The following is a 23824-nucleotide window of genomic DNA, read 5'->3' as shown; positions in this document are numbered from 1 at the left end:
AGGAGCGCACGTGGGCCTTGTCGTGCAGAAGTACGGAGGCTCCTCCGTAGCCGATGCCGAGGGCATCAAGCGGGTCGCCAAGCGAATCGTCGATGCCAAGAAGAACGGCCATCAAGTGGTCGTGGTGGTTTCGGCGATGGGCGACACGACGGACGAGTTGATCGATCTCGCAGAGCAGGTGTCCCCGATCCCTGCCGGGCGTGAGTTCGACATGCTGCTGACCGCCGGAGAGCGGATCTCCATGGCCCTGCTGGCGATGGCGATCAAAAACCTGGGCCACGAGGCCCAGTCGTTCACCGGCAGCCAGGCGGGCGTCATCACCGACTCGGTCCACAACAAAGCGCGCATCATCGATGTCACGCCGGGCCGGATCCGTACGGCGCTGGACGAGGGCAACATCGCCATCGTCGCCGGGTTCCAGGGAGTGTCCCAGGACAAGAAGGACATCACCACGCTGGGACGCGGCGGTTCCGACACCACCGCCGTGGCGCTCGCCGCCGCACTGGACGCCGAGGTGTGTGAGATCTACACCGATGTGGACGGTGTCTTCACCGCCGACCCACGGGTCGTGACGAAGGCCCGGAAGATCGAGTGGATCTCCTTCGAGGACATGCTGGAGCTGGCCAGCTCCGGCTCCAAGGTGCTGCTGCACCGGTGCGTCGAGTACGCACGCCGTTACAACATTCCGATCCATGTCCGTTCCTCGTTCTCGGGGCTTCAGGGCACATGGGTCAGCAACGAGCCGCAAGGGGACCGCACGGTGGAGCAGGCCATCATCTCCGGTGTCGCCCATGACACCTCCGAGGCGAAGATCACGGTCGTCGGCGTCCCCGACAAGCCCGGCGAGGCCGCGACGATCTTCCGAGCCATCGCCGACAACGAGATCAATATCGACATGGTCGTCCAGAACGTCTCCGCCGCGGCGACGGGACTGACCGACATCTCCTTCACGCTGCCGAAGACCGAGGGCCGCAAGGCCATCGACGCGCTGGAGAAGACGAAGTCGACGATCGGGTTCGAGTCGCTGCGTTACGACGACCAGATCGCCAAGATCTCCCTCGTCGGCGCGGGCATGAAGACCAACCCGGGCGTCACCGCGAGCTTCTTCGAGGCGCTGTCGGACGCGGGCGTGAACATCGAGCTGATCTCGACCTCCGAGATCCGGATCTCCGTGGTCACGCGCGCGGACGATGTCACCGAGGCCGTACGGGCGGTGCACACCGCCTTCGGTCTCGACAGCGACTCCGACGAGGCCGTGGTCTACGGAGGCACCGGCCGATGAACCGGCCGCGCGGAGACCGGTCGTACGAGGGCCGGTCGCTCACGGGACCGTCGTTCGGAGACCGGTCGTACGACGGCCGGTCGCTCACGGGCCCGTCGTACGGAGACCTGCCGTACGAAGATCGGCCGCATGGAGGCCGGTCGTACGGCGACGTCGGGGGCAGACGCGGGAGCGCCGCGCCGTGAACGGCCGGCCGACGCTCGCGGTCGTGGGTGCGACCGGGGCCGTCGGCGCCGTCATGCTCCAGATCCTCTCCCAGCACGCCGACGTCTGGGGCGACATCCGGCTGATCGCCTCGCCGCGCACCGAGGGCCGCAAGCTCTCCGTGCGCGGCGAGCCGACCGAGATCGTCGGCCTCACCGAAGAGGCGCTCGACGGCGTCGACGTCGCGGTGTTCCTCGTACCGGACGAGGTGTCCGCCCGGTGGGCGCCCGTCGCCGCCGCCAAGGGCGCGGTCGTCGTGGACAGTTCGGCCGCCTTCCGGATGGACCCGGACGTACCGCTGGTCGTCCCCGAGCTCAATCCGCACGCGGTACGGTCCCGGCCGCGCGGAATCGTCGCGAGCCCGGCCTGCACGACACTGTCGATGATCGTCACGGTGGGCGCCCTGCACGCCGAGTTCGGGCTGCGCGAGCTGGTGGTCTCCTCGTACCAGGCGGTCAGTGCCGCCGGCCAGGACGGCATCACCGCCCTGCGCGACCAGCTCTCCCTCGTCGCCGGTACGGAACTGGGCACGCATCCCGGCGATGTGCGCCGCGCGGTCGGTGACACCACCGGTCCCTTCTCCGCTCCGCTGGCGCTCAATGTCGTGCCCTGGTCCGGTGCGCCTCAGGACGGCGGCTGGTCCTCGGACGAGATGGCGATACGCGACGAGACCAGAAAGGTCCTCGACCTGCCCGGTCTGCGGGTGACGGCGACCTGTGTCCATGTCCCGGTGATCACCGCGCACTCGCTCACCGTGCACGCGCGCTTCGAGCAGGAGATCACCGTCGGCCGGGCGCACGAGATCCTGGCGACCTCGCCGGGCGTGGTGCTGTTCGACAACCCGGGCGCGGGCGACTTCCCGACGCCCGCGGATGTGGTGGGGACGGATCCGACCTGGGTGGGGCGCGTACGGCGGTCGCTGGACGACCCCAGGGCGCTGGAGCTTTTCGTCTGCGGCGACAATCTCCGTAAGGGCGCGGCCCTGAACACGGCTCAGATCGCCGAGGCCATCGCCCTGGAGCTGTCGAAGCCGTAGCAGCCGTAGCCGTAGCAGCCGTAGCCGTAGCAGTAGCAGTGACCCTGGTCACGGTTCTTTGCCGTAACCGCGAGAAACCTCAACTGTGGCTCAAAAGTCGACGAAAATCAGAAGCCGTTGAACCCTAAAACTTTGTAGGATCTGTGAACGTCCTTTGGTCAGGTTCATGGTCACAACGGCTTGAACTGGGACGTTGTCTTGTTCGACGATGCCCGTCTGTCTTTCCTGCGAGAACACCGCAACCGCCGACCGGCCGGGAAGCGTCTCTGCGGTCACCCCTTCGCGGTGTCGCGAGAATTGGGGCATAGGGGGAGATCGGGTACGCATGACGGCAATTGGTGCAGCGTCAAATGGGGTGACGTGCGCGTACAACCCTGACGGGGGGAAGCGTGTCCAACAGGCGTGGCAGAGGTTCTCGACATCACAGCGATCGTCCCGGTACGCGGCGCGGCGGTGCGTCCGCTCCGGCGGCCCCGTACACCCGGCGGTATGCCGGTGATCGCGCCCATGCCCGCCGCGCGTCCCGCACGTCTGCCGTCCCAGCGCGAGGGCGCTGACGGCGCGATGGCAGCGGGTACCACCGTCGATCACCTCACCGAGACCTATCGCGCCCACTACCGGTCGCTGCTCGGTCTCGCCGCTCTGCTGCTGGACGACACGGCCTCCTGCGAGGATGTCGTCCAGGAGGCCTTCATCCGGGTGCACAGCGCGCGCAACCGTGTACGGGAGCCGGAGAAGACGCTCGCGTATCTGCGGCAGACCGTGGTGAACCTCTCCCGGTCCGCCCTGCGCCGGCGCATCCTCGGTCTGAAGCTGCTCTCCAAGCCGATGCCGGACATGGCGAGCGCGGAGGAGGGCGCGTACGACCAGCTGGAGCGGGACGCGCTGATCAAGGCGATGCGCGGATTGCAGCGGCGGCAGCGCGAGGTGCTGGTTCTCCGGTACTTCGCGGACATGACCGAGGCGCAGGTCGCCGAGACTCTTGGGATATCACTGGGCTCGGTGAAGGCGTACGGCTCGCGCGGCATCAAGGCGCTGCGCGTCGCCATGGAGGCCACGGCATGAGTGCGCGGAAGGACCGGCAGGACGGGCCCGACAGGGCGACCGGGCCGGACGCGCCGTTGAACGACCTGACTGGGAACGGAATTGTGAACAACGGGCCGGATAACGAGCTGAGCGGCCTCGGTCATACGGGTGCCGGCAGCAGCAGTGGAAGTGGCAGTGGCAGTGGCCGAGACGGCGGCGCCGGCGCCAGTGGTGCCGGTGGTGACGGCGGCGCTGGCGACAAGGGCAATACGGGCGGCCATGAGCCGGGCGGTGACGCCGGCGCAGACGCCGGTCATCTGAACGCCGACCTGGGCGGCGACATGAGCGGGGACGTGGGCGGGGACGTGGGCGGAAGCCTCGACGGCCTCGACATGGACGAGCTGGCGCTGCGCCGTCTGCTGCATGGCGCCGTGGACGATCTGCGGCCGTCCGAGGGAGCCCTCGACCATCTCCGCAAGGCGGTACCGACCAGGCGGGCCAGAAAGCGCCAGGCCGTCGTCGGTATGGCCGCCGCGGCACTGCTGTTCGGTACGGCGGTCCCCGCGTTCGTGCATGTCGCCAACTCCGGCGGCACGGCGGACGACCACTCCGTCAACGCCGGCCACGGCGAGCAGGCCCAGGGCGGAACGGGCACGAGCAAGGACTCCGGCGGCGGCGCGGGCAAGGATCCGCACCATCCCGCCGACCAGGTGTCTCCCGACGCGGACGACCCGGACAAGGTGGCCAAGCCGGAGGACACCGCCTCGGGCGGTACGGCCGAGGGCGGCACCGCCGGTACGGCCAATCCGGGCAGCGGCACCCAGTCCTCGTCCCTGCCCACCTGTGCGCCGGGCCAGCTCGGAGTCACCGTCGCCGAAGCCGGCGCGCCCGACTCCGGCGGCAAGGTGTACGGCACCTTCCGCGTCGCCAATGTCTCGGGCACCGACTGCTCGGTCACCGGCCGCGGCAAGGTCGATTTCCAGACCGCGGGCGCGGCCGACAAGGCCAAGATCACCGTGGTGGCGCACACGGCGGGCGACGCCGCCACCGGCCTGCCCGATCCGTCCCTGGAAGCGGCGGCGGTGACGCTGGCGCCGAACAGCGCGTACGAGGTGAAGTTCGCCTGGGTACCGGCGGAGAGCTGTCCGACCACCGGCGCCTCCCCGGATCCCACACCGTCGGGCGACAGCTCGGCGGGCGCGGGCACGGGCGGAGGAACCGGTACGGGCACCGACGCCGGAGCGGGTACGGGAACGAACGCGGAGCCTCAGCTCCTCACCGAGGGCGGCACGATGGACGGCACGGTCTCTGTCGTCCACACTCCGGAACCGGGCGCACCGGTCGCCGAGGCGACGATCCCCAACGCCTGCGCGGGCACGATCTACCGAACGGGCGTCCTCAACGCGCCGTAGCAGTCTGGCGGTCGCGGTGGCCGGGCGGGCGGCTGAAGCGAAGCGGGAGCTGGCGGCACGACCAGCATCCGCTCTCCCGCCGCCGCCCGTCGACCGGACAGGGCCTACGCGGCGGTGGCCTACGCGGCGGTCTCCAGTCCCAGCGCCCGGTCCTTGACCGCCTCCGCGTCGCGCCGGAACAGCCGGAACCACATGAAGATCACAAAGCCGGCGAAGACAAACCACTCACCGGTGTAGCCGAGGTTCTGGAACGCCTTGAGGTCCAGCCCTGAGTTCTGCGGTGCGGCGGCGGGCACCGGCAGCAGCCCGTCCGATGCCTGGGTCACCGTGATCCACGCGTCGTACACCTCGTACGGCACGACATTGACCAGCGACGCCGCACTGATCATGGCGAGCTGTCCCTGAGGCAGACCCCCGCCCGCCCGCACGCCGTCGGATCCGACGGACTCGGAGGCCTGGAGCGCGCCGGTCACACTGACCTCGCCGGCCGGCGGCGCGGGCGCCTTCCTGCCCTCGGCCAGCCACCCTCGCACCACGGGCAGCGCCTTGCCGCCGTCCGTACGCAGCATGGTCAGTACGTACGAGCCGTTCCTGCCGTCCAGCACCCGGTCCGGAACCAGGAACTGATCTCCGTACCGCCCTGTCGCCGTGGCATGACGACCGGACGTCTCCTGATCGACGGGCAGCAGCGTCTGCACCGCCACCGCGGCCCGCTCCCCGGGATCCGGCCGCTCCTGTGCGGCCTGGTGGGTGCTGACGCGGTCCTCGAAGCGGCCGAGCTGCCAGGTCCCCATGAAGATGCAGAAGGGGATCGCCAGCAGAACGAAGGCATTGATTCCCCACCAGCGCGGAGTCACCAGGAATCGGTACACGCCTCCACCGTACGGAACGCTCCTTCCCGCCCACTTCCCGGGTCGCCATCCACTTCCGCCCGGCCCGGCTCCCGGCCCTCCACTCCCGTGCCTCGCGACCTCGCGATCTCCGGTCCTCGCCGAGGCCCGGGCCCGGGCCCGGAGCCAGGCCTCCGGCGCCGGGCCCGCTCCTGGGCCCAGCCCCTGCGTCTTCCTCCTCTGCTTCAGATGTCTCGTCTACTTCAGATGTCTCGTCGCGAAGTCCAGCTCCAGCCTGACCTGCTTGATCCGTTCCTCCACGACCAGCGACCCATGGCCCGCGTCATAGCGGTACACCTCATGGACCGCGCCTCGGGCGGCCAGGCGGTCCACATAGTTCTCCACCTGGCGGATCGGACAGCGCGGGTCGTTCACTCCCGCCGAGATATAGACCGGAGCCCGGACCGCGTCGACATAGGTCAGCGGCGACGACGCCTCGAAACGCTCCGGCACCTCCTCCGGCGTACCGCCCAGCAGGGTGCGGTCCATCGCCTTGAGCGCCTCCATCTCGTCGTGGTACGCCGTCACATAGTCGGCGACCGGCACCGCCGCCAGCCCCACGGCCCAGGCGTCCGGCTGGGTGCCGAGCCCGAGCAGAGTCAGATAGCCGCCCCATGAGCCGCCCGCCAGGACCAGCTTCGCCGGATCGGCCAGACCGGAGTCCACCGCCCACTGCCGGACCGCCGCGATGTCCTCCAGCTCGATCAGCCCGACGCGGTGCTTGAGCGCGTCCGTCCACTCGCGCCCATAGCCCGTGGATCCGCGGTAGTTGACCCGGACGACCGCGAAGCCGTGGTCGACCCAGGCGGCGGGTCCCGCCGCGAACGCGTCGCTGTCGTGCCAGGTCGGACCGCCGTGGATCTCGAAGACCGTCGGGAACGGAGCCTCACCCGCCGGCCGCTGCACCAGCGCGTGGATCCTGCCGCCCGGGCCCTCGACCCAGGCGTCCTCCACCGGCACCGAGGCGGGCGCCGTCATCCCGGGCGGATCGAGCACGACGCCGCCCGCCGTGGACCGTACCCGCGGCGGCTCGGCCGCGGACGACCAGAGATACTCCACGCTGCGGTCCGGCCGGGCCGTCGCTCCCGACACCGTCCCTGCCGGAGTCTCCACCTCGATCAGCGCACTTTTGGCGAAGTCATAGCGCCACAGCTCGCTGCGGCCCTCGAAGCTGTGCACGATCAGCAGCTCCGATCCGTCCGGATACCACTCGGCGCTGATGTCCCCGGGCAGCTCGACGGCGAGATCGGTCTCCTCGCCGGTCAGCGGATCCCAGACGACCGGCTCCCAGCGACCTCGCCGCTGATGCCCGACAAGCAGTCGGCTGTCCCCGGCCACCGGCGCGAAGCCCAGCACCTCCAGGCCCAGCTCACGCGTGCCGCCCTCGGTGTCGTCCAGCTCCGCCACCACCGAGCCGTCCAGCCGCAGCACCCGGAGTGCCGAGTGCATCGCGTCCCCGTGCTCGGTGTGCTCGATCGCGAGCAGCGTGCCGTCGTACGACAGATCCCCGACTCCGGCCGACTCCCGGTGCCGGTAGATCTCGACGGGCGCCTCCCCGGGCCGTACGACATGCAGCGTCGTGCCGTCCTCGTCGGTCGACCGCCCGACGACCGCCGTGCCGTCCCGTCCGAGCGCGAGCCCGGCCGGATAGGAAGGAGCGAGCCCCGGCGCCGCCGGCTCATCGAGACCGGAGGGCCCGGAGGTCCCGGAGAGCCCGGAGGTCCCGGCCCCGCTCTCCCCGGGCGTGAACGGCTGGCGCATCCACACCCCGAACTCGTCCCCGTCCGTGTCCGAGAACCACCAGATCCACTCGCCGTCCAGCGAGAGCACCCCGTCCGTCGTCCCGTTCGGCCGGTCCGTCACCTGCCGCTGGGCGCCGGTCGCGCGATCCCATGCGTACAGCTCATACGTCCCCGTCGCATTGGACACGAACAGCGCTCGCTCCGGCGCGTCCTCCGCCCAGTCCGGCAGCGAAACCCGCGGCGCCCGGAAGCGCTTCTCCCACTCCGGCATCGAACCGGCCATCTGATTCATGCCCCCATTCTGCGCCGGAACCCTGACATCCCGTCGGCCTCCCCCTCAGCCTGTGGATAACCAGCCTGTGGATAACTCCCGTACGCCGATCAGGATCCTCGTGGCGACGGCGGCCGGTCAGCCTCGGTCCGAGAGCACCGAGGTTGCCGAGGTGTGAGGCGATCTCCCGGAGGGCAGAGAAGTAAAGAGAGGTGCTTTCCTCCCGGAGTTCTGCCGCGTTTTCATGCACCGGCAGGGCGCTGCAGAGGATGGCGATGGATTCGCGGTGCTCCTCATTGCCGAGACGCGTGCGGTGTGCCGGCAGGGCGATTGCGGAAGGTCCATTCTCTGAATTCCGTATCAATCGCACGGTTTCCTCGCCGCCCGGCCTGGCGGGCGATGCCCGCGACGGCGGCCTGCGCCCGCGCATAGCGGCGCTCCAGTAAAGGGCCGCCGGGCCGCATCGCTGATGTCGCGGCGGTCTCGGCGGCCATGACACATAACTTATATCTGGTGGGTATTCACTGCGGGAACGATGCTCTCAATACTCTCTCTTTTACCCCAAAATATTACCCCAATTTTTGGGACAGGCAGGAATACACGATGGCTGCTCCACCCAAGCTCTGCGCCGAACGTTCATGCATGTATGAAGAGTTGCTCGCCGTGCACACGATTCTGCGTCGGGGCACCGCCCTCGTATCCGAATCATTCGGGCGCCTCGCCGGCGGTGAGCCCGTCGACGTCAAGGTGCTGGTCAACACCGCTCGCTGGCTGATCGAGTCCGTCCGCCGCCACCACGCGAGCGAGGATGTGCTGCTCTGGCCGGTGCTGCGTGAGCTCGTTCCCGGCGATGCCGTCAGGATCGGCGGGCTGGGCTTCGCGCTCGAAGCGCTCGATGCCGAGCTGCACGAACTCACCAGGACGGTCGACGCGATCGCAGCCCAGCAGGTCACGGGCGAACGGGACGCGGCCCTGGTGGTCGTGGGCCAGGCCGCGCTGTCCGGGCTGCCCTCGACGCAGCGGGTCCAATCCGTTCTGAACAGGCATTTCGATGAAGAGGAAGCCCTCATCAAGGAGTTGATGCCGGAGCTGCCGGACGGCGAAGTCGGCAGGCTGCGGTCGGCGATCGTCAGCGGAGCCCCGCACACTGGGCCGCATCTGGTGTTCGGCCTGATGGAGGACCCGGAGGAGGTCCCGGGCTACGCGCCTCTGGTGAGCAATTTCCCCGCGCCCATGCGCTGGATGCGTCCGGTGCTGATCACGCGGTACCGCTCGTCGAAGAGGGCACTGGGAGTTCCCACGTAGTTCACGGCGCCCGCGTAGCGTGATCGGTGGTGTGGCGGCGCGGCGGTGGCGTGACGGTGGTCTGGCGTCCGGGCCGGAAAGTGGTCTTGTTGGACGGTCGTACGGTAGGAGATAGTTCTACAGCGCTGTAGATACCTATGACCGGTCCCGTCCGATCCCGGGAGAGAGCAGATCTGATGTTCGGCTTGAGCGAAGTGGCCCTGATCCTCATCGTCATCGTCGTTCTGCTCGGCGCCAAGAAGCTGCCTGAGCTGGCCCGTTCGGCGGGCAAGGCCGCGCGGATACTCAAGAGCGAGACGAAGGCGCTGAAGAAGGAGGACGAGGGCGGGCAGGGCCAGAGCGGGCAGAGTCCGAGCGGGCAGAGCCAGGCGTCGGAGTCCGCCGCGTCCGGGCGTCGCGTCGTGACCGGCACGATCGTGGAGCGGAACGATCCGCCTGCGCAGTCCTGACTCGCGTGGCCTTGGGCCGTGAGGTCCTGGTCGGCGAGGCCCTGACCCGCTGGGGCCTGGGTCCTGGGCCGGACGAGCCTTACTTCGCCGTACGCGCTCCGCTCCCGGTGCGCCCCAACGCTCCGGGCCCGTCCCCGGACCCGACGCCTAGACTGAGCCGTCGGGTCCGCGCGGGACGGGAGAGCGATCGTGACGGCAGAAGTCGGTGGCTCCGGAGACCCGTCCGCAGAGGTGCTCGCGGAAGCGGCTGCCGCGTTCGGGCTGCTGGCGTCGTCGGCGCGGCTGCATATCGTATGGGTGCTGGCCCAGGGCGAGAGCGATGTCACCGGGCTCGCGGAGCGGGTGGGCGGCGCGCTTCCCGCCGTGAGCCAGCATCTGACCAAGCTGAAGCTGGCCGGGCTCGTACGGTCGCGGCGCGAAGGTCGCAGACAGGTCTACTTCGTCGACGATCCCGATGTCGTCACCGTGGTCCGGCTGATGGTCGGACAGCTCACCGACCGGGCGGCGCGCGCTCCTGTGCGCCACGCGCCGGTCCGTCACGCCTGATCGCGCGTGGTCGCGTGGCTGTGTGGCCGCCTGGGTGTACGTCGTACCGCGGACCGACCTGGTTCGGCGTGCAGCCCTTCCCTGGTGCTGCCCGCCGAACCGGCTCCGGCCCTTCCGCTGTGTCAGGGGCTCGCCTGGTCGAACCCGTACCGCAGTGGCTGCTCCTGTACGCGCGGATCGCGCCGGTACACGTACAGCGCCTCCACCTGCGCTCCGCCCGCCGGCCCGTCCACCTTGCAGGGATATGTCACCTGCACCACGGCGGGCCGGTCGGCGACCCGCATCCGTACCCCGTCCGCGGGGCCTCCGTCGAGGACCGCGGTCTCCCAATCCGTTCCGCTGTGATCGTGATCGCCCATGCGCATGCCCATGCGGACACTTTAAAGCGTGCGCAACTTTTGACCTATACGGCCTTTACAGGTGTCACGGTCACCGAAGTCAGCGTAGTGCGCTCCCCGCCCGCCACTCGTCCCAACCGAGATTCCAGTCCCCGTATCCGTTGCCCGCCGCCACGGTCTCCGTGGATCCGGTGACACGCACGACGTCACCCGGGATGACCTCCTCGTAGAAGCGCCGGGCGGTGCCGTCCGTCGCGAGTCCGACACAGCCGTGGGTGACGTTCTGCCGGCCCGCGTAGGTGTCCGCCTTCGGGTTCTCGTGGAGATAGGTGCCGGACGTGGTGAGGTGGACGGCGTAGGCGTAGTAGCCCTTGTACGCGTCGCCGTAGCCGACCGTACGGGAGTCCATCAGCACCCGGCGCTGTTTGTCGGAGACGACCATGGTGCCGTTCCAGGTGTCCATCCCGGGCGCGCCCGCGGTGACGGGGACGCGCCGGGTGGTGCCGTCCTTCTCGACGGTCATGGTGTGGGTGCGTACGTCGACGGTGGCGACGAGCGAGCGGCCGACGGTGAAGTGCCGTGTGAGGCCTGAGCCGGCCCGTACGGTCACTTCCGTGCCCGGCTTCCAGAAGTCGCGCGGCCGGTAGTCGACACGCTGTCCGTCGAGCAGATTGCGGTCCTTGATCCAACTCCAGGATCCGGTGACGCCCGTCGTGGTCTCGACCGTCAGCAGCCGTTCCACGGCGGCCCGTTCGGCGGCCGGGACCGGGCGGTCGAAGGTGACCGATATGGGCATGCCGACTCCGACGGTCTGCCGGTCGGCGATATTGATCCGTATGCCCTTGAACGCGGCCGGTTCCGGGGCTGTTGAGGCCGTCGAGGCTGTCGGTTCCGCCTTGGGGCTGGCCCGGTGCGCCTGGTCCGCGGCGCCAGGCCGCTTCCCGTCGGCGCCCGTGCTCGTACCCGTACTCGTACCCGCGTCTGCTTGTGCCGAGCAGCCTGCGAGTGCGAGCGCGCATACGGCCGCCGCGCTCAAGGCGCGGGCGAGACGACTGGTCCTGACTCCCGAGGTCATGGAATTCCCCCTGTTGTGTTTCGATGTACGCGACCTGTACGCACGACGGGGCCGACCGGGTTGCACACGAAACCGAGAAGTTCGGTGCCGGGGAGAGCGGCGGGGCGGGGGCATGACCGAGGACGAGTTCGACGCCTTCTACGCGTCCGCGTTCCCTCGGCTGACCGGCCAGTTGTACGCCCTGACCGGGGATCACGGCGAGGCGCAGGACGTGGTTCAGGAGGCGTTCGTACGGGCCTGGGACCGGCGGCAGAGCTTCCTCGCCGACGAGGCGCCCGAGGCCTGGATCCGTACGGTGGCCATGCGGCTCGCGGTGAGCCGCTGGCGCCGGGCGCGCCGCTGGCTGGAGCTGGTACGGCGTGATCCCGCGCCCGAACACACACCGGGCCCGGATCCCGAGCGCACCGCACTGGCCGCGGCGCTGCGGCAGTTGCCGGAGGCCCAGCGCACGGCGGTCGTACTGCACCATCTGTGCGACCTGAGCGTGGAGCAGGTAGCCTCCGAAACCGGCGCGCCGGTCGGAACCGTCAAGGCCCGTCTGGCGCGCGGCCGGGCAGCGCTCGCCCGGCATCTGTCTGTGGGCGACGCCGATGAGCAGGGTGAGAAGGAGGACGGCCGTGTCCGATGAACTCACCACCACGCTGCGGGAACTGGCCCAGGAACACGAGACACCTCCGTCGATCCCGGGCGCGGAGATCCGGCGCCGTGCCGTACGCCGCCGTGCGCGCCGCCGAGGAGCGGTGCTGGCGGGTGGCGCCGCTGCGGCGGTCGGAGTTCTCGTCTTCGCCCTGACCGCCGACGTCGGTGACCAAACCACCGAGGAGCGCGCCATCCCGGCGGATACGGCCTCGCCGGCGGATACGGCGTCCTCGGCGGGCACGGCCGATCTCGCGCGTCGGCTGCTGACCGTTGCCGACCGTGAGCTGCCCATCTCCTCGGGCACAGCCGAAGGATTCACGCCTCAGGGCCGGATGACCGTCGTCGCCAAGTACCGCACCAAGCGGATGCCCGCCGACGGCATGGGCACCGGCAAGGACATGGGCGGCGAGTACGAGGTCACGCTCCCGTGGGTCATCGAGCTGCGCACACCGGACAACCGCACGAACTACGTCGTCGCCATGACGTACAACGAGAGCGCACCCGGCCGCCTCGACGCCACCCACGGCTGGATCGGACTGCGCTCCGTCGACGCCGAGTGGCTCTATGAACAGCTCCGGCCGGGCGAGGTTCTCGTCGTAGAAGGCACCGCCACTCCAACGGAAAGCTCTTCATGACTGAGCAGCGCGATCCGCGCGATCCGCACGATCCGCGCGGGAAACCTTTTCTCTATGTCGTGGTCTGCGCGGCGGGCATCGCGGGCGATGTCACCACGCTGATCACCGCAGCGCAGGAGCGGCAGTGGGACGTGGGAGTGATCGCCACTCCGCGAGCGCTGGCCTTCATCGACGCCGAGGCGATCACCGCGCGGACGGGCTATCCGATCCGTTCCGCCTGGCGCAGCCCGGGAGACCCGCGTCCACTGCCGCCTCCGGACGCGATAGCGGTGGCGCCGGCCACGTTCAACACGATCAACAAGTGGGCGGCGGGTATCTCCGACACGCTGGCCTTGGGCATCTTGTGCGAGGCGTACGGTCTGGGCGTCCCCACCGCCGTACTCCCGTATCTGAACGCGGCCCAGGCCGCCCATCCCGCGTACCGGCAGAGCCTCGACCGGCTGCGCGAGATGGACGTCCTGATCGGAACGCACACGCCTCACCAGCCCGACTCGGCCGAGGCCGGGGCCCACTTCGACTGGGAGGAAGCCCTGGACCTGCTCGCTCCGAAGCTGGACGACCGCTGACGAATCGCCGACGAATCGCTGACGCCCGTTCCTGAGCGGGCGCGGTCGATCAGACCTGGGCGAGGCCGCCGTCGACGAAGAGTTCGGCTCCGGTGGTGAAGGAGCTCTGGTCGGTGGCGAGGAAGAGTGCCATGGCGGCGACCTCCTCCACCTGGCCCATCCTGCCCAGCGGGATCCTGGAGGCGAAGGTCTTCCTGAACTCCTCCCTGGCCTGCGGGGTGTCATCGACCAGGCCGTAGATACCGGGAGTCTCGATGGGACCGGGACTGATGGCGTTGACGCGAATACCGCGCCCGGCCAGCTCGGCGGCCCAGCTACGGGCGAGATTGCGGATCGCGGCCTTGGTGGCGCTGTAGATGCTCATCGCCTCGATGCCGAGCGAGGCGTTGATCGAGGAGAGCAGGATCACCGAGGCGCCGTCGGGCAGGAGCGGCAGTGCCTTCTGGGTGGTGAAGACGAGTCCCTTGACGTTGATGTCGAAGGTGCGGTCGTAGTGTTCCTCGGTGATCTCGCCGAGCTTGGCGAACTCACCGCCGCCCGCGTTGGCCACGAGGACATCCAGCCGGCCACTGTGCTCCTGGATCATGGCGTAGAGCCGGTCGAGATCGTCGAGATTCGACACATCGCTCTGCTCCCCAACGGCCCGCCCGCCGCCCGCCCGCCGATTGATCGCCTCCACGGCCGCATCCAGCTCACCCTTGCGCCGCCCGGTGACATACACGGTCGCCCCCTCAGCAGCGAGCCGCTCCGCGATCCCGCGCCCGATACCGACAGAACCGCCGGTCACGAGGGCCACCTTGTTGTCGAGCTGTCCCATGACAAAACCATCCTTTGAGGGAACTGTTTTTGTTACGACAAACGATATGGGGCAAAAAGTGCAAAGCAGGGCGCGAAACGTGCAGGCCGGACCGAACTCTCTCGACGCCATCGACACGCCGTAGCCCGCACGGTCTGATCCACGATCGCGTCTGCGGCGCCGGTGGCATGTTGGGGCCGTGCTGCCAGCCATGTCGGCGGCATCAGCAAATGGATGCCTTGGTCGTCGGCCGTCGTGGTAAGCAAACAGGAATCACTCATTCCGCCGCGACCGTCAGCGGTTTTCCAAGGAGATGCCGTGCAGCGTGTGTCCGTGGTTTCTTCCAGCCTGGCCTCTGTCGGTTATGAAACGCGGTCCAGGACACTCGAAGTGCAGTTCAAGAACGGGGGAATTTATCGATACGCCGGTGTGCCCGAGGCAGTGCACAGCGGGCTGATGAGTGCGCCCAGTAAAGGGCGCTATTTCGACGCCTTCATCAAGAAAGCCGGCTACCAGGCCACGAGGGTCGCTTGACCTGACGGGGGGCCGGACTCGGGCCCGCGCATCCCGCCGTGCGTCGCCGTGTTCCGTTGCCTTCCTACGTCTGGCCTGACAGGTCCTCCACCAGCAGGTCAAGGGTCGCCTCCTCATGGAGTGCGACGCCGAGGGCGGTCATGGCAGGGGCGAGGCTCGGGTCCCAGTCCGCGTCGACCGGCCGGCCGTCGAGTGGTAGTTGAGGGATGCCCTCAGCTTGGCTGTGAGCGGCGAGGCGTTCGTAGTCCTCGGCGCTCATGCGCCACGGCAGCGCCTCGTAGCGGCGGATGATCCGGTTGGCCAGCGTGATGCCCGGCCAGTCGAAGTCGCCGTGGTAGGCGAAGTGGCAGCCGGCGGTGGCGAGGGTGTCGAGGAGTGTGAGGACCACCGTGGCGGCGCTGCCGGAGGTGCAGACCAGGGGCCGGGCGCAGGCCGCGTCGGCAGCGGCTTCCACCACGCGTGGGTTCTCGCAGATGTGGATCACTGTTGCGGTGGGCAGTTGGAGCTGGAGGCCGAGCAGGTCGCGCGGTGTCAGGTGGGTTTCGGCGTGATGGGCGGCCCGCTCCCGTAGAGACTCCTCCCGCCAGCCCCCGCCGATGGGGCGCAGTCCGTAGGTCAGCACCGTGCTGGAGACCTCGTCCGGTGTGACGGACACCAGCCGCCACAACGCGCGTCGGCCTGCCGCGTTGCTGGGGAGGTCAGTGCCATGGGCCAGGGCGACACCGCGTTGGACGAGGCGGGCGAGCCAGGTGCCGTCGTCCAGACCGTGTGCCGAGCCGGTCGCCGTCGCGGCGAGCTCTCCTCGGCCGCGCGTGCCCGTCCGTTCCGGATCGAGCAGCACGGTGAGGATCTGGACCGCCTGCTGAAGCGTCCGCACCGCCGCTTCGGGTGTCACCCCTTTCGGAACGCCGGCGCGGCGGAGCACGTCGTACCACTGTCGGGTCCATTCCTGGCCGACGAGCGGAGAGGCGTCGAGAGACGAGGTGAGCGACGCCCACACGTGCCGACGCTGTGCCGCCACGCCGGCGCGGGCCGCGCGGCGGTCGGTGAGCGGAGGTCCGAGTTCCTCCACGACCGCCCTGAGCCCGAGTCCCGCAGCAGAGGCGCGCAGGCGTCCGTCGAGCGCGTCGAGCCGCACGGTCACGTCGGCGCCTGTGAGGGGTTTGCCCAACAGGAGTGACAGGTCGTTCCGTTCCTGGGCGCTCACCGCGGTCAACCGGAGGGAACCGGTGGCCTGCACGCCGTTGCCTTCCAGACGTTTGCGAACCGCACCCCAGAGCCGGGTGAGACCTGGCCCTGTCAGCCAGTCGCGTGTTGCGGCGGGGAGCCGGCTCATACCGACGCCAGACGGGCTCATACCGACGCCAGACGCCGGTGCCGACCGTTCCAGGTGTAGTGCAACGTGGCCACCCCGCGCACATGGGGGTCACGGAGGCACTCGTAGATGTGCAGGGACGGAACCTCCGCCCAATTGCCCATCAGCCGCTCGCTCGTGAGGACGAAGTCGAGATCGAGGTCGACGAGGATACGGCCCAGTCGCCCATGGGTGGGTTCGTCGACCTTGGCGAAGGCGTCGTCCAGAAGGATCAGCCGCGGCGCGTGCGGCGCCGACTCGGCGAGGCTGGTGAAGTGGGCGGCAGCGGCTGCGAAGAGCACGAGATAGGAGAGCACACGCTGCTCGCCCTGGCTGAGTCCGGTCCGTCCGGTCAGTTTCCTCCTGCGTCCGGGGGCCGCGTCTTCGACCACGAAGGTGTGGAAACGGAACCAGTCGCGGTAGTCCAGTGCGGTCCGCAGATGGGCGGTGTAACCGGCCGAAGGGTCGGCACGGCGGGCATCCTCGATACGGCGTTGCAGTACCTCGCGGAGCTGCTCGGTCTGCTCGCGCGTCCGGAGGCTCGACGGGCTGCGCAGAAGATCGACGGCCGCGCGCACATCCGCGTCGACGTCCTCGTCGAGCTTCCACAGCAGTTCCACGCCGAGACCATGTGAGGTCCGTACGGTTTTCAGGGTGTCGTTGAGCGCGGCGACCAGATTGGCCGCGGTGATCACTTGCGCGGAGAGATGATCGCCGAGCTCGCCGGTCAGGAACCGTTGGAACACCTCGCTCTCGCGCTCGGTGAGCCGTCCCCTTGCCTCCGCGGACTGTAAGGCGATCCGCTCGCCCACGGCCGCGACATCATGGGAACCGTGGTCGTCGACCAAGCGGCACACCTTGATGCCGTCGCGTTCCTCAAGCTGTGCGTCGTATCCGCCCGCCAGTTGGTCGCGCAGCTCCGTATGCCGGTTGAGCAGGGTGCTGTCCGACACCTCGCCCCTCGGGCGGCCGAGAGCCTGTTCCACTGTGTCGGCCAGTGAGCGCAGCGCTCGCAGGCGGTCGCGGACGTCCGAGCCGGGGTTGTCCGAGACGTATTCGGGCAGGGAGGACCGGTCCAGTCCCGCACCATTGACGACCTCCGGACGGTCGAGAGCCTCACGGAGGGTGCGGCCGGTGTCGATGACCTTCGTCTCCTGGTCCGCCAGTTCCTCGCGCAGGCGCTTCTCCTCTTCTTCCGCTCGCACGCGCAGGTCGCGGAATTCGCCATGGGTACGGTCCGCTGCCGGAATGGCGCGGACGGCGTTCGCGACGCGTTGCTTGGCGTTCTCCTCGCGGGTGAGGATCTCCTCTTCGGACGACCCGATGGCCGCCTCGCGGGTGCGCAGGTCCTGTTGCGCGGTGCGCAGTCCGGCGAGGTGGAGCCGGTAACTTTCCTCCGCGTCCAGGCGTCCCTGCCGGGCGCGTTCGTACCGCCCGTCGTCCGCGTGGGTTCCGCCGAGCCGCTCGACCGTGCCCCTGACCGCTCTGCGCAAGTGACCGATACCGCTGTGTAGGGCCGCCAGTGCGGTTCGTACGCGGTCCAGGGCGGTGGCGTCGGTGGGCAGGTCATGGGCGGTCGCCGTGGCATCCGCCTCAGCGCGCGCCGACACGGCGAGAGCGCGGGCCTCCTCGGCCAGCCGTGCCGCACGGGTCGCCCTGGCGGTCAGGTCCCGTAGCGCCTTCTCGTCCGATGCGGTCCTGCTCCAGGCATCGGCGAGCAGTCGTGCCCGGGGAAAGTCCCGTTCCGCGAGCGTGAGGGCCCGCCGCCTGGAGTCGGCTGTGGCGAGTTCGGTACGGGCGTCGGCCAGCCGCTGTTCTGTCTGTCCGAGCTGGTCCGCCAGCTCGGCGAGGATGCGCCGTCGGGTCTCGGCGCGTACAGCGGCCCCTACGTACTCGGTGACACTCTTGTGGTGACGGCCGCGGAGGGCACCCAGACGCCAGCTTCCGTCGTAGTGGACCGAGCCGGCAGCGGCGGTCTCCGAGGCCGGTGCGAGTGCGATGGCGGTCAGCAGGCGCTCCACGTGCTCGGATGTGACGCCGCACTCCGGCTGCGGGGCCGGGCGCAGGGCCGAGGCAAGGCTCTGTCCTCCCGTCTGTCCTCCTGCCTGTCCTCCCGGCGGCATGGGACCGGGCTGAAGAAGCGTGTCCCGGGTGAGGGGGTCGAGAAGGACCCCGTCCGCGCCGACCCAGGCGTCCAGGATTCCGCTCGCCTCCAGTGCCGCCTCCAGGCCGGCACGGTCGGCGGAGGTCACGTGCTCCGCGAAGTCCACCAGCCGGTAGAAGGGTGCTCCATCGGCCGGATTCCTTTCGGCGGTGCGGTGGTACGGGGCCGGAGGCTCGGGGTCGGTACGCCGCTCCCAGTCCTGCTTCGCCTTCGAAAGGCGGTCGATCTCCTCGCCCAGTCGGCCGACGTCGAGCGCCAGCGCGTCGCGGTGCCGGGTGAGGTCATCGGCGTACGGCTCCAGGGCCGCGTGAGCCGTCTGCCGCGCGCGGGTGTCGATGTCGGGCGGCAGCGTGCGGTCCGCGAACGGCGCGTCGGGGGAGGTCTCACCGGCGACTTCGGCGAGGACGACATCCAGCGGCGGACAGTCGGGCCCTGTCGCGGTCCGCGTGCGCTCCACCCACGCGGCGACCTCGTCGGCGTACCCACGGGTCTCCTCGGCGACCTTCTCGCGGCTCTCTTCGAGACGGCCGGCGGCCTCCTCCGTCTCGTCCTCCAGCCGTTCCCGTTCCGTGTCGGCCTGAGCTGCCTTGGCCCGGGCTTCGTCGGCCCGCGAGGAGAGACGGGTCACCTCCTGGACCATCCGTGTCCGGTTCCGTACGACCGCTTCGGCATCCTCCAGTTGCCCCTGCCAGGACCGCAGCCCGGCCTCTGTCGTGGCCGTGTCCGCGCGAGCCACCGGCCGGTGCCGTACGGTCTGCGGTTTCCCGTCCGGACTGGTCAGCTCCGTCTGCGTCGCCTGCGAGCGGACCGTGCGCGGCAGGGCCACCGCGTCGCCGAAATGGCCGGTGGGAAGCCCCGCCTTCTCCGCCTGGGACAGCAGCTCGCGGTGTTCGGTTCCCAGCTCGGTGAGCCGGCTCCCCAGCTCTTTGACGCCCTCGGCCAGTCGTTCGGCCGCGCCCTCTTCCGCCTCGTGGGCGTTCCGCAGGGCGGTTAATGCGGTCATGGCCGCGGTGTGCAGGGCCTCCACCGTGCTGCGGCGTTCGGACAGTTCGCGCAGGCTGCGGTAGGCGTGACTGGCGTGCAGAGCGGCAAGCTCTGTCCTGGCAGTCTGTTCCTCGTCGCGCAAGGTCTCCAGCCCGGCTTCCGACTCCTCCTCCCGCCTCTTCAGGTCGCCCGTTCGCTGCGCCGCGTCCCCGGCCGTCCGGCGTCGTTGGGAGAGGGTGTCCAGTTCCCTGCTCACGTTCCGGGCCGAGGTGCGCAGCACTCCGGCGAGGTAGCGGCGGTAGTCGGCGAGGAACGTGCGCAGCGCCGCGTCGGTACGTTCCAGCCGGCCGAGTTCGTCCCGTACGGCGTCCAGGTCGTGGAGGTTGCGCGCCACCTTCTCGACCACGTCCTCGTCGAGCCCCGGAAGGGTCTCGCTCAGCAGGACGGCCAGGCCTCCGTGCTCGATGCGGTCCCCGACCGTGGGGCGCCGCAGCCGGTGGAGGAGCTGGGTGAGGTTGCGGTAGCGCGTCGCGTCGGTGATGCCGAAGAGATCCCGCGCCACGCGAGCACGGTGGCCGACCGCGCGCTCGGTCGCGTTGTCGGAGCCGACGATCTCCTTGAGCCGGTCGACGGGCAGCGGCTTGCCCGCTTCGACCAGGCGCAGGTCCTCACCGACCCGCAGCGGGGTGACGAAGAAGGTCGGCACCGCCTTCTGCGTCGACTTCGAGGCGCGGACGGCGGCACCGAGCGTCAGATAGCGGTGGCCGCCGCCCTCGGCCGTGCCCCGGAACTCCACCCACAGGTAGCCGAGGCGGTTGGTCTGCTCGAACCCGTCCAGCATCAGCCAGGCGAGCGTGGTCCGCCCGGTACCGGTCGCGTCCAGTGCCCGGGAGTCGCCGTCCAGCAGGTAAGGGAGCAGCATTTCCAGGGCCTTGGACTTCCCCGCGCCGTTCTTGCCGCGCAGCAGCAGTCGCCCGTCACCGAAGGCGAACTCCTGCTCGTCGTACTGCCAGACGTTCTGGATGCCCGCGCGGTGCAGCCGGAAGCGGGCACCTGCTGTTGCCGTCGACGGGCCGGATCGCGGCAGCGGGACGAGTCCACGTGCGTCGGCGCTCATAGGGGCAACTCCTGCTGTGCGTCGGTATCTTTACGGGGCTTACGGGTCGAGTCGGCCGTACGCACGGTGACGCGGGTGGCGTAGCGGGCCGCCGCCGCGAGCAGCACCCAGCCCTCGCCGCCGGGCCGGGCTCCGCGGACGTCGGTCACCTGGCGGCCTTCCGGCAGCTCTTCGGCGTGCCCTTCCGGCAGTCCGTTTCCCTCGGCCCGCAGCGGACCGGCAGGGGCCAGCAGCCGCATGCGGGACAGCAGGTCCAGCACGGCTTCCCGCAGGGCGTGGAGATCTTCCAGGTAGCCGCGCTGCCAGTTGCTGCGGCCCCCGTACTCGGCGACCAGGTCGGCCAGCAGCTCATCCACCAGGCCGTCCGGAACGGCCACTCCGACGACGAGGGCGCCGCCGGTCGCCGGATGTCCGGGATCGGCCGGCCGAAGCCGTTCAACGAGCCGTTCCACCAGCAGCAGCGCGGCCTGGGCGATGGTTCCCGTACCCGGAAGGTGAAGATCGGTCAGCTCCTCCTCGGGGTCGACCAGCGCCACTCCCTCGGCGCGGATCTCCGTCTCCAGGCCGAGGAGTTCGAGGAACGCCTGAGCTTCCCGGCGCTGCCGGGTGCGAAGCCAGTCGCGTTCGGCGTCGGTCAGCTCGTCGAGATGGACGACGGGTGTTTCTACGAGCATCCGGCGCACGTAGGTACGAGGTCCGCCGAAGCCCGGGTCCGCTGCTCGCCGGACCAGATCGGCGCCGTCCCGGGACTGGGCGAGCGGTCCGGCGACGACGACGCGGGCGAGCTCGCGGTCCACCGTGATCAAGGCCTCCCCGCCGGCTTCCTGGGTGATGGCGGCCACCTGGCCCTCCGTCTCGACGAGAACGCCCCACTCGACCAGCTGGCGCAGAGCCGCGACCAGGGTCCGTCTCCCGGCCGCCCGGCCCGTCTCCTCCAGTTCGACGTCGGCGTCGGCCGCCGCGGCCCGGATATCGGCCACCAGCTGCGACAACAGCATCTGTTCGGGCGCGGTCACCAGGACCGACAGAGCCAGTGCGAGGCAGGCGTACGTGTGCGGGGTGAAGGGAGTGCCGGTGGACCGCACGAGCCGGTGTCCCGCCCGTGCTCCCAGCCCGGCCTTGAACAGCCGGGCGTACGAACTGTCGACCAGGAGGCGATAGCCGAGCACCTGCTGGAACCGCTTGCCCAGCCAGTCGGCGTGCCTGCGGACCAGCGGGAAGAGGTCGGCGTGAAGGCCGTCCGACGTGACCAGCGGATGGGCGAGCAACAGCCGGGCGGCGGTGCGGCGTTCGGCTGCGAGGGCCACGTCGTGGGCGGACGGGAGGGTCATGACACGCTCACCTCCGCCTCACCGTCGGCCGTGGCGGAGGTCCGGCCGATGGCCAGCTCCAGGTCGTCCAGGAGCAGGTCCCCGTCCGCCGAGTGGAGGAACGTCCGGGCGCCCGCCGCACGGTGCACGGTGAGTCGGATGCCCAGATCGGCGTCCTCGCTCCACGCCGCGTCGAGGCCGAACTCCGGTGTCCCCTCACCGTACGTATCGGCGCGCCGCTTGAGCTGAGCGTTCCCGAGCGCCGTGGCCAGCAGCTCCAGGAGCAGGCTGAGCGCCGCCGATGTGAGCCGTACATCATCGAAACGGCCCGACGCGCTGCGCAGCTCGTCCGCCGCCGCTTTCCTGGCCGCCGCCCGCTCGCGCGCCGCCTCCCGTAGCCGCTCCTTCTGCGCGGAGTGGTCCTCCACCGACGCCGTCCGGCCCCGCTGTGCGCGGCTGCCCCTCTCGCGCAGCGCGACCGGGACCTCGACCACCGGCCCGGTCCACCAGCTGGTGTAGGCGGGCACCACTTCGTCGGTGGCAGGCGGGATGCCCAGGTGGCGGGCTCCGTACAGCCCGAAGGCGGCGACGGCGATGTCGTGCGCGTCCTGCGGCGCGGCCTTGTCGAACCACCGGGCCAGCCGCAGCAGATCCCGGCGCCGTGACATCTCCCCGGTGGCCGAGCGCAGCATCCGCTTGGCGTTGGCCAGTAGCGACTGGAGCGCCCGCAGGGTGGCGTCCCGCAGTTGATCGACCTGGCTGCCTTGACCGTCGGTGTCGCTGAACCAGCCGCGCAGCCCCTGCCAATCCGCAAGGTCGCGCCCACGGCTGCGCTGTACGCGGGCTTCCGAGCGGCCTTCGCCCTTCGGGGAGAGCCCGGCGAGGCCCTGGGCGTGGACGTCCAGCCGGTCCAGCAGGGCCGGAAGGTGCGGCCACAGCGTGTCCAGTGCTGCCGAGATCCTGGGAGCGCGGAAGGACACGTCCTCCGTGATCGCCTCGACGTAGTCCAGCAGCAGTTCCTTGAAGCCCTGGTACTCGGCGCTGTCCAGGTCGTACCGGGCGAGCACCTGGCCGAGGTAGGCGTAGAAGTCCCGGATGGAGTCCGCGAACCCGGCGAACTGCACGAACAGCGTGCTGACCCGCTCCAGCCCGTCCTGCGGGGCGATACCGCCCGGTTCGGACAGCAGCTCGGCAAGTTCCCGGAGGCCGCGCTCGACCAGGGCCAGCAGCTCGTTGCTCACCTCCCGGACGGCCTCGGCCTCGGCCAGCACTCCGTCGGCGTCCCGCTGGATGCGCTCGCCCAGCCTCGACAGTTGATAGCGCGCGCGGGAACGCTGGTACTCGGTGATGCTGGACGCCTTCACCGTATGGCTGCCGCGCAGCAGGTTGCCCCACCGCTCCAGCTGTTCCAGCCGGGCCGTGAGGGTGTCGGCGTCGAGCCCCGCACCTGGCCCGCCGGACTCACGCAGCTTCGCCATGACGTCCGGGACGGCCAGGTCCGCCAGCAGAGTCCCGCAGAAGACCCGCATGATCGCGACGTGCTCCAGCCGCTCCGGCGCGCTCAGGTAGGCGTACGCGTCCAGCCGCCTGCGCGCCTCGTCGTCGCCGGGCTCCGGCGGTGTGCCGGGTGCGGGTTCCTCCATGTCTGCGAGGTTACGTGGAGCATTCGACGGTCGTTGCGGGGTGGCTGGAAATGCTTCGCGACCATGCGTTCCGGAAGAACGTGCAGGGTTGTTGACGGTCACTGTCAGTCGCAGCGGTTGCTGTGCTTTGCTGCTGTACTTATAGTTCCGTGTCCGCTGATGGTGGGACTTACCCACAAAGGCTGACGGACCGTCGTCAGACAGTGTCAGGCGAGAGCGCGCGAGCGTCTTCGCACTATCGGTTCTTCTTGCGCCTTCGACCTCTATGGGTGTGTCGTACACGAATCCAGGCCCGGCGGGCGTCTGCTCGAACTCGTAGTTTTCCCGGTAGGTCCTGCGGCAGCACCTCAACCACCGCACCCGCCGAGAATTTTGGGACCTGCGGACTCCCGCCCTGGCCCTGGACTTTCGCCTCGCCGGTCACCGCCAGAGCCACCACCACAATGCGATCGATCGCGGGAGCACGGAACATGGGTGTGAGCGATCGAATGGACGACCACTCGTTC

Annotated in this window: 22 protein-coding genes; 11 read left to right on the top strand and 11 right to left on the bottom strand. The window is 69.7% G+C overall.

Annotation, left to right across the window (positions count from 1 at the left end; genetic code table 11):
• Window positions 1-10 precede the first annotated feature (10 nt).
• On the top strand, window positions 11-1282 hold the full coding sequence (locus ACFV6H_RS19045; RefSeq protein WP_385543289.1) for an aspartate kinase: 1272 nt from the start codon (window positions 11-13) through the stop codon (window positions 1280-1282).
• Between the two features lie 181 nt (window positions 1283-1463).
• The gene (locus ACFV6H_RS19040; protein ID WP_305129275.1) at window positions 1464-2522 is read left to right on the top strand and encodes an aspartate-semialdehyde dehydrogenase; all 1059 of its coding nucleotides are present in this window, start codon (window positions 1464-1466) and stop codon (window positions 2520-2522) included.
• Window positions 2523-2612: 90 nt separating this feature from the next.
• Here the strand turns inward: ACFV6H_RS19040 and ACFV6H_RS19035 are convergent, their stop codons facing one another.
• On the bottom strand, window positions 2613-2798 hold the full coding sequence (locus ACFV6H_RS19035) for a hypothetical protein (RefSeq protein ID WP_385543284.1): 186 nt from the start codon (window positions 2796-2798) through the stop codon (window positions 2613-2615).
• A 126-nt stretch (window positions 2799-2924) separates the two neighbouring features.
• On the opposite strand from ACFV6H_RS19035, the gene ACFV6H_RS19030 reads away from it, so the two are divergent.
• Together ACFV6H_RS19030 and ACFV6H_RS19025 are read left to right on the top strand one after the other, a co-directional pair.
• The gene (locus ACFV6H_RS19030) at window positions 2925-3587 is read left to right on the top strand and encodes a SigE family RNA polymerase sigma factor (RefSeq protein ID WP_382854382.1); all 663 of its coding nucleotides are present in this window, start codon (window positions 2925-2927) and stop codon (window positions 3585-3587) included.
• The gene (locus ACFV6H_RS19025) at window positions 3584-4960 is read left to right on the top strand and encodes a hypothetical protein (RefSeq protein WP_385543281.1); all 1377 of its coding nucleotides are present in this window, start codon (window positions 3584-3586) and stop codon (window positions 4958-4960) included. The genes ACFV6H_RS19030 and ACFV6H_RS19025 overlap by 4 nt, the downstream gene beginning before the upstream one ends.
• 119 nt (window positions 4961-5079) lie before the next feature.
• On the opposite strand, the gene ACFV6H_RS19020 is transcribed toward ACFV6H_RS19025, so the two are convergent.
• The 3 genes from ACFV6H_RS19020 to ACFV6H_RS19010 form a co-directional block, all read right to left on the bottom strand.
• Window positions 5080-5832 carry an SURF1 family protein gene (locus tag ACFV6H_RS19020; protein WP_385543278.1) on the bottom strand — a complete coding sequence of 251 codons (753 nt, stop codon included), beginning with the start codon at window positions 5830-5832 and terminating at the stop codon, window positions 5080-5082.
• Window positions 5833-6048: 216 nt separating this feature from the next.
• Entirely contained in the window at window positions 6049-7884 is a 1836-nt protein-coding gene (locus ACFV6H_RS19015) for a prolyl oligopeptidase family serine peptidase (protein WP_385543275.1), read from the bottom strand.
• 272 nt (window positions 7885-8156) lie between these two features.
• The gene (locus tag ACFV6H_RS19010) at window positions 8157-8357 is read right to left on the bottom strand and encodes a hypothetical protein (protein ID WP_385543272.1); all 201 of its coding nucleotides are present in this window, start codon (window positions 8355-8357) and stop codon (window positions 8157-8159) included.
• Between the two features lie 148 nt (window positions 8358-8505).
• Here ACFV6H_RS19010 and ACFV6H_RS19005 point away from each other — a divergent pair, with 148 nt between their 5' ends.
• From ACFV6H_RS19005 to ACFV6H_RS18995, 3 genes are all read left to right on the top strand, one after another.
• Complete coding sequence (locus ACFV6H_RS19005) at window positions 8506-9168, top strand: hemerythrin domain-containing protein (protein WP_385543269.1); 663 nt, start codon at window positions 8506-8508, stop codon at window positions 9166-9168.
• A gap of 176 nt (window positions 9169-9344) precedes the next feature.
• A complete protein-coding gene (locus ACFV6H_RS19000) occupies window positions 9345-9617 on the top strand; it encodes a twin-arginine translocase TatA/TatE family subunit (protein WP_385543266.1) in 273 nt (90 codons plus the stop codon).
• Between the two features lie 186 nt (window positions 9618-9803).
• Complete coding sequence (locus tag ACFV6H_RS18995; RefSeq protein WP_384788952.1) at window positions 9804-10163, top strand: ArsR/SmtB family transcription factor; 360 nt, start codon at window positions 9804-9806, stop codon at window positions 10161-10163.
• Between the two features lie 122 nt (window positions 10164-10285).
• On the opposite strand, the gene ACFV6H_RS18990 is transcribed toward ACFV6H_RS18995, so the two are convergent.
• Window positions 10286-10534 (bottom strand): hypothetical protein, encoded by a 249-nt coding sequence (locus tag ACFV6H_RS18990; RefSeq protein WP_384983817.1) that lies wholly within the window; start codon window positions 10532-10534, stop codon window positions 10286-10288.
• Between the two features lie 67 nt (window positions 10535-10601).
• The gene (locus ACFV6H_RS18985) at window positions 10602-11576 is read right to left on the bottom strand and encodes a L,D-transpeptidase (protein ID WP_385543262.1); all 975 of its coding nucleotides are present in this window, start codon (window positions 11574-11576) and stop codon (window positions 10602-10604) included.
• A gap of 112 nt (window positions 11577-11688) precedes the next feature.
• On the opposite strand from ACFV6H_RS18985, the gene ACFV6H_RS18980 reads away from it, so the two are divergent.
• From ACFV6H_RS18980 to ACFV6H_RS18970, 3 genes are read left to right on the top strand one after another with little or no spacing between them, the layout of a single operon-like run.
• Window positions 11689-12204: a SigE family RNA polymerase sigma factor gene (locus ACFV6H_RS18980; protein WP_385543259.1), complete on the top strand. Its 516-nt coding sequence runs from the start codon at window positions 11689-11691 to the stop codon at window positions 12202-12204.
• Complete coding sequence (locus ACFV6H_RS18975) at window positions 12194-12850, top strand: L,D-transpeptidase (RefSeq protein WP_385543256.1); 657 nt, start codon at window positions 12194-12196, stop codon at window positions 12848-12850. Before ACFV6H_RS18980 ends, ACFV6H_RS18975 begins: the two co-directional genes overlap by 11 nt.
• A complete protein-coding gene (locus tag ACFV6H_RS18970; protein WP_385543253.1) occupies window positions 12847-13416 on the top strand; it encodes a flavoprotein in 570 nt (189 codons plus the stop codon). Before ACFV6H_RS18975 ends, ACFV6H_RS18970 begins: the two co-directional genes overlap by 4 nt.
• Window positions 13417-13465: 49 nt before the next feature.
• Here the strand turns inward: ACFV6H_RS18970 and ACFV6H_RS18965 are convergent, their stop codons facing one another.
• Complete coding sequence (locus ACFV6H_RS18965; protein WP_385543250.1) at window positions 13466-14233, bottom strand: SDR family NAD(P)-dependent oxidoreductase; 768 nt, start codon at window positions 14231-14233, stop codon at window positions 13466-13468.
• Window positions 14234-14530: 297 nt separating this feature from the next.
• Here ACFV6H_RS18965 and ACFV6H_RS18960 point away from each other — a divergent pair, with 297 nt between their 5' ends.
• Complete coding sequence (locus ACFV6H_RS18960) at window positions 14531-14746, top strand: KTSC domain-containing protein (RefSeq protein ID WP_384983832.1); 216 nt, start codon at window positions 14531-14533, stop codon at window positions 14744-14746.
• A 64-nt stretch (window positions 14747-14810) separates the two neighbouring features.
• Here ACFV6H_RS18960 and ACFV6H_RS18955 read toward each other — a convergent pair whose 3' ends face one another.
• From ACFV6H_RS18955 to ACFV6H_RS18940, 4 genes are read right to left on the bottom strand one after another with little or no spacing between them, the layout of a single operon-like run.
• On the bottom strand, window positions 14811-16082 hold the full coding sequence (locus ACFV6H_RS18955) for a TIGR02679 family protein (protein WP_385543246.1): 1272 nt from the start codon (window positions 16080-16082) through the stop codon (window positions 14811-14813).
• Between the two features lie 17 nt (window positions 16083-16099).
• A complete protein-coding gene (locus ACFV6H_RS18950) occupies window positions 16100-20365 on the bottom strand; it encodes a TIGR02680 family protein (protein ID WP_385543243.1) in 4266 nt (1421 codons plus the stop codon).
• Window positions 20362-21696, bottom strand: coding sequence for a TIGR02678 family protein (locus ACFV6H_RS18945; RefSeq protein ID WP_385543240.1), 1335 nt, complete (start codon window positions 21694-21696; stop codon window positions 20362-20364). Before ACFV6H_RS18945 ends, ACFV6H_RS18950 begins: the two co-directional genes overlap by 4 nt.
• Window positions 21693-23318: a TIGR02677 family protein gene (locus ACFV6H_RS18940; protein WP_385543237.1), complete on the bottom strand. Its 1626-nt coding sequence runs from the start codon at window positions 23316-23318 to the stop codon at window positions 21693-21695. Before ACFV6H_RS18940 ends, ACFV6H_RS18945 begins: the two co-directional genes overlap by 4 nt.
• Between the last annotated feature and the right edge of the window lie 506 nt (window positions 23319-23824).

The sequence above is a fragment of the Streptomyces sp. NPDC059743 genome (assembly GCF_042732975.1).
Classification (GTDB): domain Bacteria; phylum Actinomycetota; class Actinomycetes; order Streptomycetales; family Streptomycetaceae; genus Streptomyces.
This window is presented reverse-complemented; position numbering and strand designations above follow the sequence as displayed.

Coding starts and splice junctions, on each gene's coding strand:
- ACFV6H_RS19025 (WP_385543281.1), top strand. CDS start 3,584: ATGAGTGCGCGGAAGGACCGGCAGGACGGGCCCGACAGGGCGACCGGG.
- ACFV6H_RS19015 (WP_385543275.1), bottom strand. CDS start 7,884: ATGAATCAGATGGCCGGTTCGATGCCGGAGTGGGAGAAGCGCTTCCGG.
- ACFV6H_RS19010 (WP_385543272.1), bottom strand. CDS start 8,357: ATGGCCGCCGAGACCGCCGCGACATCAGCGATGCGGCCCGGCGGCCCT.
- ACFV6H_RS19005 (WP_385543269.1), top strand. CDS start 8,506: ATGTATGAAGAGTTGCTCGCCGTGCACACGATTCTGCGTCGGGGCACC.
- ACFV6H_RS19000 (WP_385543266.1), top strand. CDS start 9,345: ATGTTCGGCTTGAGCGAAGTGGCCCTGATCCTCATCGTCATCGTCGTT.
- ACFV6H_RS18990 (WP_384983817.1), bottom strand. CDS start 10,534: ATGGGCATGCGCATGGGCGATCACGATCACAGCGGAACGGATTGGGAG.
- ACFV6H_RS18985 (WP_385543262.1), bottom strand. CDS start 11,576: ATGACCTCGGGAGTCAGGACCAGTCGTCTCGCCCGCGCCTTGAGCGCG.
- ACFV6H_RS18980 (WP_385543259.1), top strand. CDS start 11,689: ATGACCGAGGACGAGTTCGACGCCTTCTACGCGTCCGCGTTCCCTCGG.
- ACFV6H_RS18970 (WP_385543253.1), top strand. CDS start 12,847: ATGACTGAGCAGCGCGATCCGCGCGATCCGCACGATCCGCGCGGGAAA.
- ACFV6H_RS18965 (WP_385543250.1), bottom strand. CDS start 14,233: ATGGGACAGCTCGACAACAAGGTGGCCCTCGTGACCGGCGGTTCTGTC.
- ACFV6H_RS18955 (WP_385543246.1), bottom strand. CDS start 16,082: ATGAGCCGGCTCCCCGCCGCAACACGCGACTGGCTGACAGGGCCAGGT.
- ACFV6H_RS18950 (WP_385543243.1), bottom strand. CDS start 20,365: ATGAGCGCCGACGCACGTGGACTCGTCCCGCTGCCGCGATCCGGCCCG.
- ACFV6H_RS18945 (WP_385543240.1), bottom strand. CDS start 21,696: ATGACCCTCCCGTCCGCCCACGACGTGGCCCTCGCAGCCGAACGCCGC.
- ACFV6H_RS18940 (WP_385543237.1), bottom strand. CDS start 23,318: ATGGAGGAACCCGCACCCGGCACACCGCCGGAGCCCGGCGACGACGAG.